Annotated in this window: 1 protein-coding gene; it reads right to left on the bottom strand. The window is 74.8% G+C overall.

The window, feature by feature from the left end:
• Positions 1-311: hypothetical protein (locus tag ACEN88_RS34965; RefSeq protein ID WP_413347020.1), on the bottom strand; the 311-nt coding region annotated here is incomplete at its 3' end.
• Between the last annotated feature and the right edge of the window lie 11 nt (positions 312-322).

Below are 322 nucleotides of genomic sequence, written 5' to 3'. Positions count from 1 at the left end.
CGTAGGTCTCGAGTGCCGCGATGCCGCCCCCGGCGATCCACCGTCCCTCGCGCCAGGCCGCGACGCCGCGCCGGCACGTTGTGGATGGCGCTGTCCTGCGCCATCGCGTAGGTGGTGGCCGGGCCATCGATGCCGGGATGCAGGCGGCGCCATCCCGAGCCGTCCGGCCGCACGGTCCACAGCCCGCCGAAGCCGGCGGCCCAGACGTCGCCTGCCGGGCCCCGGTACAACGCGGTGATCGTGTCGTTCACGCCGGGCGGCGCGTGGCCGTAGTCGCGTGCGGGCGCGCCGCCCCGGTCGGGTATACACATATACCAGCCCA

The organism is Massilia sp. CT11-108, from assembly GCF_047302915.1.
Lineage (GTDB): Bacteria > Pseudomonadota > Gammaproteobacteria > Burkholderiales > Burkholderiaceae_D > Telluria > Telluria orientalis.
The sequence above is the reverse complement of the archived record's forward strand: the minus strand, read 5'-3'. Positions and strand labels throughout refer to the sequence as shown.